We start from the raw sequence: 3,269 nt of genomic DNA on the forward strand, positions 1-3,269 counted from the left end.
TTTGTTCATTGAAAACTGGATATCGAAGAAATAATCAAAACAAGTAACACACACCGAGTTGAAATGTTAAAAGAGTTTTTTAATAAGTTCAACGCTTATTTTCTTGAGCAACCTTCTATCGCTAGAAGAAGTACTCAAAACCGACCGTAAGGTCAAAGGTTAAGTGAATAAGGGCGCACGGTGGATGCCTTGGCACTAGGAGCCGATGAAGGACGGGACTAACACCGATATGCTTTGGGGAGCTGTAAGTAAGCTATGATCCAGAGATTTCCGAATGGGGGAACCCAGCATCTTTTATAGGATGTTACGTCTGCGTGAATACATAGCGCAGTCGAGGTAGACGCAGAGAACTGAAACATCTAAGTACCTGCAGGAAGAGAAAGAAAATTCGATTCCCTGAGTAGCGGCGAGCGAAACGGGAAAAGCCCAAACCAACAAGCTTGCTTGTTGGGGTTGTAGGACTCCGATATGGTAGTCTATTCAGATAGTCGAAATACTTGGAAAAGTATGTCAAAGAGGGTAAAAACCCCGTAGGCGAAATTTGGATAACACCTAGGAGGATCCTGAGTACGGCGGAACACGAGGAATTCCGTCGGAATCCGGGAGGACCATCTCCCAAGGCTAAATACTCCCTAGTGACCGATAGTGAACCAGTACCGTGAGGGAAAGGTGAAAAGCACCCCGGAAGGGGAGTGAAATAGATCCTGAAACCGTGTGCCTACAACAAGTTAGAGCCCGTTAATGGGTGATAGCGTGCCTTTTGTAGAATGAACCGGCGAGTTACGATAGCATGCGAGGTTAAGTTGAAGAGACGGAGCCGTAGCGAAAGCGAGTCTGAATAGGGCGAATGAGTATGTTGTCGTAGACCCGAAACCATGTGATCTACCCATGTCCAGGTTGAAGGTGCGGTAAAACGCACTGGAGGACCGAACCCACGTACGTTGAAAAGTGCGGGGATGAGGTGTGGGTAGCGGAGAAATTCCAAACGAACTTGGAGATAGCTGGTTCTCTCCGAAATAGCTTTAGGGCTAGCCTCGGAATTGAGAATGATGGAGGTAGAGCACTGTTTGGACTAGGGGCCCATCTCGGGTTACCGAATTCAGATAAACTCCGAATGCCATTCATTCATATCCGGGAGTCAGACTGTGAGTGATAAGATCCATAGTCGAAAGGGAAACAGCCCAGACCACCAGCTAAGGTCCCCAAATAACTATTAAGTGGAAAAGGATGTGGGGTTGCACAGACAACTAGGATGTTGGCTTAGAAGCAGCCACCATTTAAAGAGTGCGTAATAGCTCACTAGTCGAGTGACCCTGCGCCGAAAATGTACCGGGGCTAAATAGTTTACCGAAGCTGTGGAGTGCACCATTAGGTGCATTGGTAGGAGAGCGTTCTAAGGGCGTTGAAGGCAGATCGTGAGGACTGCTGGAGCGCTTAGAAGTGAGAATGCCGGTATGAGTAGCGAAAGACAGGTGAGAATCCTGTCCACCGAATGACTAAGGTTTCCTGGGGAAGGCTCGTCCGCCCAGGGTTAGTCGGGACCTAAGCCGAGGCCGACAGGCGTAGGCGATGGACAACAGGTTGATATTCCTGTACCCGTTGTTTTTGTTTGAGCAATGGAGGGACGCAGGAGGCTAAGAAGTGCAGACTGATGGATATGTCTGTTCAAGCAGTAAGTCTTGGTAGGAGTCAAATGCTTCTACCTGTACGGACAAGCTGTGATGAGGAGGGAAATAATAGTACCGAAGCTTCTGATGTCACACTGCCAAGAAAAGCTTCTAGTGAGAAAACAACGGCCCGTACCGCAAACCGACACAGGTAGTCGAGGAGAGAATCCTAAGGTGAGCGAGAGAACTCTCGTTAAGGAACTCGGCAAAATGACCCCGTAACTTCGGGAGAAGGGGTGCTGCTCTAACGAGCAGCCGCAGTGAATAGGCCCAAGCGACTGTTTATCAAAAACACAGGTCTCTGCAAAATCGAAAGATGACGTATAGGGGCTGACGCCTGCCCGGTGCTGGAAGGTTAAGAGGAGTGCTTAGCGTAAGCGAAGGTACGAATTGAAGCCCCAGTAAACGGCGGCCGTAACTATAACGGTCCTAAGGTAGCGAAATTCCTTGTCGGGTAAGTTCCGACCCGCACGAAAGGCGTAACGATTTGGGCACTGTCTCAACGAGAGACTCGGTGAAATTTTAGTACCTGTGAAGATGCAGGTTACCCGCGACAGGACGGAAAGACCCCATGGAGCTTTACTGTAGTTTGATATTGAGTGTCTGTACCGCATGTACAGGATAGGTAGGAGCCGTAGAGATCGGGACGCCAGTTTCGATGGAGGCAATGGTGGGATACTACCCTTGCGTTATGGCCACTCTAACCCGCAGCCCTTATCGGGCTGGGAGACAGTGTCAGATGGGCAGTTTGACTGGGGCGGTCGCCTCCTAAAAGGTAACGGAGGCGCCCAAAGGTTCCCTCAGAATGGTTGGAAATCATTCGAAGAGTGTAAAGGCAGAAGGGAGCTTGACTGCGAGAGCTACAACTCGAGCAGGGACGAAAGTCGGGCTTAGTGATCCGGTGGTTCCGCATGGAAGGGCCATCGCTCAACGGATAAAAGCTACCCTGGGGATAACAGGCTTATCTCCCCCAAGAGTCCACATCGACGGGGAGGTTTGGCACCTCGATGTCGGCTCGTCGCATCCTGGGGCTGTAGTCGGTCCCAAGGGTTGGGCTGTTCGCCCATTAAAGCGGCACGCGAGCTGGGTTCAGAACGTCGTGAGACAGTTCGGTCCCTATCCGTCGCGGGCGTTGGAAATTTGAGAGGAGCTGTCCTTAGTACGAGAGGACCGGGATGGACTTACCGCTGGTGTACCAGTTGTCTCGCCAGAGGCATCGCTGGGTAGCTATGTAGGGAAGGGATAAACGCTGAAAGCATCTAAGTGTGAAGCCCACCTCAAGATGAGATTTCCCATTTCTTTAAGAAAGTAAGATCCCTGAGAGATGATCAGGTAGATAGGTCAGAAGTGGAAGGCCAGTGATGGTTGGAGCGGACTGATACTAATCGATCGAGGACTTAACCAAAAAGAAAAAAGCACGTAAACTCGTAGAGTTTTGATTTCTTCGATCCAGTTTTGAGTGAGCAAAACTTACTCAATTGAATAGTGTGGTGGCGATAGCAAGAAGGATACACCTGTAACCATGCCGAACACAGAAGTTAAGCTTCTTAGCGCCGATTGTAGTGAAGGGTTTCCCTTTGTGAGAGTAGGACGTCGCCACGC

General features: G+C 49.8%; 2 rRNA genes. Both read left to right on the forward strand.

Going from position 1 to position 3,269, the window contains the following annotated elements:
• Positions 1–157: 157 nt before the first annotated feature.
• Positions 158–3,072 (forward strand): 23S ribosomal RNA (locus ECA1_RS16615).
• Positions 3,073–3,153: 81 nt separating this feature from the next.
• Positions 3,154–3,269 (forward strand): 5S ribosomal RNA (gene rrf / locus ECA1_RS16620).

The organism is Enterococcus casseliflavus NBRC 100478, from assembly GCF_001544095.1.
In the GTDB taxonomy this organism is placed as follows: domain Bacteria; phylum Bacillota; class Bacilli; order Lactobacillales; family Enterococcaceae; genus Enterococcus_D; species Enterococcus_D casseliflavus.